A 5,667-nucleotide genomic window follows, 5' to 3' on the forward strand; every position below is an offset into this window, starting at 1 on the left:
GACCATAGCCACTTGACAGCGGCCGTCTCCGGGCTGATTGTCGCGCGCAGCGACGGCTCGCGTAACACTCGTGGGTGGCTGGGGCGCCAGCGGCGGTGCGGGCAGGGTGGGAGAACGACTGCAGGACCAGTATGCACGCTCAGCTCGTCACGGCTCTCATCGGCGGACTGGCTGCATTTCTCATCGCAACCCCGGCGCTGGCCCCGCCCGCGGGTCGTTGGAGCCAGCTGAAACCGATCCCCCAGGTCGAAGAAGAGGTCATCGGGACCGCGGCCCACTTGTCCCGGGGTCTCCGCGGCAGTGAAAACAGGCCGGGCTACCGAGCGCGGCCTGCCAGCTCCTTCTCGATCAGTTGGCGATCAGCCCACGATGGAGGCCTCTGCAGCAGTCGTTCGAGAAGGGCGCTCTGCATGTGAGGCACGAGCACCGGCTGCCATTTCCGAACCAGTTCGGGGTCTTTCGCCCAGCGGAGGATGTTGCGGGCGCGCTGCGGGGACAGGGGGTGGCGGTCGTCCCGAAACACCTTGGCAATCGCGTCGGCGATCGACGGGTTCGCCGCGAAGAACTCGGCCTTCGCGCGAACTCGTTCGTGTTGACCGAGCATGATCATCACGGCCGTGGCGAACTCGTCGGCGACATCCTCGTCGGCGAAGAATGGATATTTCCACTGCGCCAGGAGCGTGTGGCCGAGCTCGTGAAACAGGGTGAAGAGCAGCGCGTCGCCGGCTTTCGCCCTGTCGCGTAGCGCTTCGTAAAGCTTGTCCGCGTACTCGGTGCAGAGGACGATGCCGGCGGGCCCAGCGAAAGCCTGGGGCGCTCCACATCGCTCGACCCGGATAGGAAATGGCTCGAAGACGAAGATTTTCTTGAGATCGCGCTCGAACGCGTCGAGCGCGGCCCGGGTGGTCTCGGTGGTCTTCGCGCTTGATGCGCGCACGGTGACCTCGACGGCGCGCGGCTCGTTGCCAGCGCGATTGTCTAAGACCACGAAGTACGTACCCGTCGCCGGCGCCGTGATCGAGAAGGCGAGCAGCGTGTCGGTGCTTCCTCGGAAGAGCGGCCGATCAATCGCGGGGAAGCGCCGGTAGTTGTCGAGATCCACCAAGGCCACCGAAAGGCTCCCACTGACCTCGACGTCGACCGAGAGGATGGCGCCCTTCGCGACATTCCGTAACCTCAAGGCCTTCCACGTTCCAGCCGCAACGTCGGTCGTCAAGGTCGCCGTGTCGGCGACCGCTGGGCTCGCCGCTGCGAGCAGAAGCGTGCACGCTCCGACCACCAGCGCGGCTCGCCACGTGATCATGGTGGCGCTGGTAGCATACGGTTGTCGCCTTGTCAAAGCCCCTTGACAGGCCGTGGACCCGGCCGCAAAGTACGCGGCGCGTGCAGATCCTCTTCGTTCACCCGAATTTTCCGGCTCAGTTCGGTCACATCGCGAGCCGCCTGGCCGCCCGCCACGGCGTCGAGTGCGTGTTCCTCTCGCGCACGGCCGACGGCCCCCGCGACGGGATCCGCTGCCTGCGCTACGCGCTCCGGGGTGGGGCGACCCGAGCCAATCACTACTGCTCTCGGACCTTTGAGAACGCGGTGTGGAACGCCCATGCGGTGTACGAGGCCTGCAAGGCGGCCCCGGGGCTGCGTCCCCAGCTGATCGTCGGCCACAGCGGGTTTGGCTCGACGGTCTTCCTGCAGGAGCTCTACGACTGTCCAATCGTGAGCTACTTCGAATACTACTACCGTCCGCATGGGACGGACATGGACTTCCGACCCGACTTTCCGCCGCGGGAGAGCGAGTACCTCCGCGCGCACGCCCGGAACGCCATGATCTTGCTCGACCTTGAAGCCTGTGCGGCCGGCTATGCGCCGACGCGCTGGCAGTGGAGCCTTCTGCCCACCGCCTGGGCCCCCAAGGTCGAGGTCATTCACGACGGCATCGATACCGCGGCCTGGCAGCGGCGGCCGGTCCTCCGCCGGATCGGCGCCGAGTGGGTGGACGAGACCACCAGGATCGTGACGTACGTGTCGCGCGGGCTCGAGGCCATGCGGGGCTTCGACATCTTCATGCGGGTCGCCAGCCGAATCGCCGCGGCCGTGCCCAACGTGCTCTTCGTCGTCGTGGGATCGGACCGGATCCACTACGGCAACGATGCGCGCCATATCAAGACCCGGAGCTTCCGCGAGCACGTCCTGCGCGCCGAGCAGCCCGATCTCCGGCGCTTTCGCTTCCTCGGCACGGTGCCCGCGGGCCAGCTGGCCGACCTCCTCTCGCTGAGCGATCTCCACGTCTACCTGAGTGTGCCCTTCGTCCTTTCCTGGTCGCTCCTCAACGCGCTGGCCTGCGAGTGCACCGTGCTCGCCTCTGACGTGGCCCCGGTCCGGGAGGTCATCAGCCAGGGGCAGACCGGTCTCCTCGCGGAGTTCTTCGACGTTGAAGGCCTGGCGAGCCAGGCGATCCAGGTGCTGAAGGATCCGCCGGCCTGGCGGAAGCTGGGAACGGCGGGACGGGCGCTCGTGGAGGACCGGTACAGCCTCGAAGCCAGCTTGCCTCGTCACTGGGAACTCTTTCGCCGCGTGGCCGGCGCGGGGCGGGAGGGCCCGAAGGAGCATCCTCATCTCGGTGCGCTGAGGTCCTAAAAAGCGGTTGGCCCACCATCTAAAGTGGGTTAAGATCGCGTCCCCCGTGGGACCGCCAGCGGGGACATCACGCTGAAGGAGGGGCCGATGACGAACGAGCGCACGGAAACAGCTGACTCGCCCCGAACCGGAGGGGCCGCCCAGACGGCGCGGACTGGCGGAGCGCAACCCCTCACCGCTCCTACGACCATCCGGTGGGACGACACGAATCTCAAGAGCTCTTACGCCAACGTCTGCAACGTCTCCAGCACCCGCGAAGAAGTTGTGCTCGTGTTCGGCATCAACCAGGCCTGGGAGCGGGGCCAGGCGGAGGTGCAGGTCCAGCTGACGGACCGCCTCATTCTGAGCCCGTTCGCGGCCAAGCGGCTGGCCGCGCTCCTCAGCAACGTCGTCCGCGAGTACGAATCCCGGTTCGGCGTGCTGAGCCTCGACACCCGCCGCGGCGGGGACTCCCCGTCGTCGGGGGCCTAGTCGCTCCTTATGGCCATCGCCGCCTCGCGCTGACGCGCTGACCTGAGTCGCCGGGATGGAGGGCGTCGATCTCGGGCTGCGGAGTGATTCGTCCCGCCGGGAGCCCGGCGATCCCGGAGGGAGCCGGCCGACACCGGACCCCGAGCGCGCGCTCTGGGCCGAGTTTGCCGAGGCCTCGACCGTCGACGTCTACTGCCGGAGCTGGCTCGCGCTTCAGTGTCGGATGATCGCGGGCGTCTCGGGCGGCCTCCTTCTGCTGGGAACGCCCGACCGTGGCCCCTTCTCGCCCGCCGCCGTCTGGCCCAGCCCCCGCCGTAACCTCAAATACCTCGCGGCGGCGGCCGAGCGGGCGCTGGTGGAGCGCCGCGGCCTGCTCCTCAAACGGGAGGCTGATGGCGACGCCGGCGGTCGTGAGCGCTACGACGTCGCGTACCCGATCGAGGTGGCGGGCCGCCTCCACGGCGTCGTGGTCCTCGACGTCGCCTCCCGTCCGGAGCCGCAGCTTCAGGGGGTCCTCAGGCAGCTTCAATGGGGCTTCGCCTGGCTTGAAATCCTGATCCGCCGCGAGGAGGCTACTCGGGAGGGGGCGACCCGGGAGCGGCTTCAGGGCGTCCTCGATCTCACCGCCACCGCCCTCGGCCACGAGACCTTTCACGCCGCCGCCACGGCGTTCGCCACGGCGCTGGCGACCCGTCTGGACTGCGACCGGGTGAGCATCGGGTGCCTCAGGCGCGGGCGCGCTCACGTCCGAGCGGTCTCGCACAGCGCCCAGTTCAAGAAGCAGACGAATCTCATCCGGGCCATCGGGGCCGCCATGGACGAGGCGCTCGACCAGCAGGCGCTGGTGGTCTACCCCCAGCCGAAGGACGGGCCGGCGCGCGTGAGCCGGGCCCACGGCGAGCTGGCTCGACAGCAGGGCGGCGGTGCGGCGTGCTCGATCCCCCTCGCCGCCGGCGGCCGGCTGGTCGGCGCGCTCACGCTCGAGCGCCCGGCCGACCGCCCCTTCGATGCCCCGACATTGGCGCTGTGCGAGGGAGTGGCTGCGCTGGCTGGCCCCGCGCTCGAGGTACGGCGCCGGGACGATCGGTGGCTGGTGGCTAAGGCCGCGGCCGCCGGCCGCCGGCAGCTCGGCCACCTCATCGGGCCCCGCTACGTCGCTCTCAAGCTCGCTGTCGTGACGCTGGTGGCGGCCGCCGCGTTCTTCGCCACCGCGCGGGGTGACTACCGGGTGGCCGCGCCCTCGATCCTGGAGGCGGGCGTGCTGCGCGCTGCCGTCGCCCCCTTCAACGGCTACGTCGCCGAGGCCCGCGTTCGGGCCGGCGATCTCGTGCGGGCGGGGCAGGTCCTGTGCGCGCTCGATGATCGCGAGATGAAGCTCGAGCGGCTCCGGTGGCTGAGCCAGCACGAGCAGCTCGTCAAGCAGTACCACGAGGCCATGGCCAAGCGGGCCGCATCCCAAGTGAACATCCTGGCGGCGCAGATCGACCAGGCCAAAGCGCAGCTGGCGTTGCTCGACGCTCAGCTCTCGCGCACGCGCGTCCTCGCCCCTTTCAACGGCGTGGTGGTCAAGGGCGACCTCAGCCAGTCCCTCGGCGCGCCGGTGGAGCGCGGGCAGGTTCTGTTCGAGATGGCGCCGCTCGACGCCTATCGCGTCGTCCTCCAAGTCGACGAGCGCGAGGTGGCCGACGTCGCCCTTGGTCAGCCGGGTCGGCTCGTGCTGTCGGCGTTTCCTGACGAGCCACTGCCCTTCACCGTGGAGAAGCTCACGCCTGTATCGACGCCGCGGGAGGGTCGGAACTACTTCCGGGTGGAGGCCCGCCTGGCCAGCGCCCCCGAGCGCCTGCGACCCGGCATGGAGGGTGTCGGGAAGATCGAGATCGATCGGCGCCTCTTGATCTGGATCTGGACTCACCAGGTGATCGATTGGATTCGTCTGGCGCTCTGGCGCTGGCTGCCCTAGGGAGCGCCGGCGGATGAGCGGCCCGCTCTTCAGCGCCTCGTGGTATCGCGTGGCCCAGCTCACGCCGCGGCTGCGGAGCCATGCCCGGATCCACCGCCACCGTTACCGAGGCGCGACGTGGTACGTGCTTCAGGATTTGTCGACCGAGCGCTTCCACCGGTTTTCGCCGGCGGCCTACCTGATCATCGGTCTGATGGATGGCCGGCGAACGGTGCAGGAGCTGTGGGAAGCCGCCACCGCCCGCCTGGAGGACGACGCGCCCACCCAGGACGAGGTGATTCAGCTCCTCAGTCAGCTCCATGCCGCCGACGTTCTCCAGTGCGACGTCCCGCCCGACGCCGCCGAGTTGCTGGAGCGGCGGCAGCGGCAGTCCCGGCGCGCCTGGCAGAGTCGCCTCCTGAGCCCCTTCGCGTGGCGGTTCCCGCTCTTCGACCCCGAGCCGTTCCTGCGCCTGTTCCTTCCCGTCGTGCGACCGCTGGTCGGCTGGGTCGGGGCGCTCCTCTGGCTCGCGGCCGTGGGACCGGCCGTCGTCCTGGCCGCCGTGCACTGGCCGGAGCTGGCGCGGGATGTGACCGACCGGCTACTGGCGCCGCAGAACCTCG

General features: G+C 69.2%; 5 protein-coding genes. 4 read left to right on the top strand and 1 reads right to left on the bottom strand.

What is annotated here, in order from left to right:
- Positions 1–316: 316 nt before the first annotated feature.
- Positions 317–1,180, bottom strand: a complete 864-nt coding sequence (locus tag VGV13_06275; protein HEV8640687.1) for a DUF4344 domain-containing metallopeptidase — start codon at positions 1,178–1,180, stop codon at positions 317–319.
- Positions 1,181–1,383: 203 nt separating this feature from the next.
- Here VGV13_06275 and VGV13_06280 point away from each other — a divergent pair, with 203 nt between their 5' ends.
- From VGV13_06280 to VGV13_06295, 4 genes are all read left to right on the top strand, one after another.
- Entirely contained in the window at positions 1,384–2,634 is a 1,251-nt protein-coding gene (locus VGV13_06280) for a glycosyltransferase (protein HEV8640688.1), read from the top strand.
- An 87-nt stretch (positions 2,635–2,721) separates the two neighbouring features.
- Positions 2,722–3,105, top strand: a complete 384-nt coding sequence (locus VGV13_06285) for a DUF3467 domain-containing protein (GenBank protein ID HEV8640689.1) — start codon at positions 2,722–2,724, stop codon at positions 3,103–3,105.
- Between the two features lie 55 nt (positions 3,106–3,160).
- Complete coding sequence (locus VGV13_06290) at positions 3,161–5,065, top strand: HlyD family efflux transporter periplasmic adaptor subunit (GenBank protein HEV8640690.1); 1,905 nt, start codon at positions 3,161–3,163, stop codon at positions 5,063–5,065.
- A gap of 13 nt (positions 5,066–5,078) precedes the next feature.
- The coding region (locus tag VGV13_06295; protein HEV8640691.1) for a PqqD family peptide modification chaperone at positions 5,079–5,667 on the top strand (589 nt) is incomplete at its 3' end.

It is taken from the genome of Candidatus Methylomirabilota bacterium (assembly GCA_036001065.1).
Taxonomy (GTDB): Bacteria; Methylomirabilota; Methylomirabilia; order Rokubacteriales; family CSP1-6; genus MNEF01.

Excerpts from the sequence above, each read along its gene's own strand:
- VGV13_06290 (HEV8640690.1), top strand. The coding sequence starts at position 3,161 with ATGGAGGGCGTCGATCTCGGGCTGCGGAGTGATTCGTCCCGCCGGGAG.
- VGV13_06285 (HEV8640689.1), top strand. The coding sequence starts at position 2,722 with ATGACGAACGAGCGCACGGAAACAGCTGACTCGCCCCGAACCGGAGGG.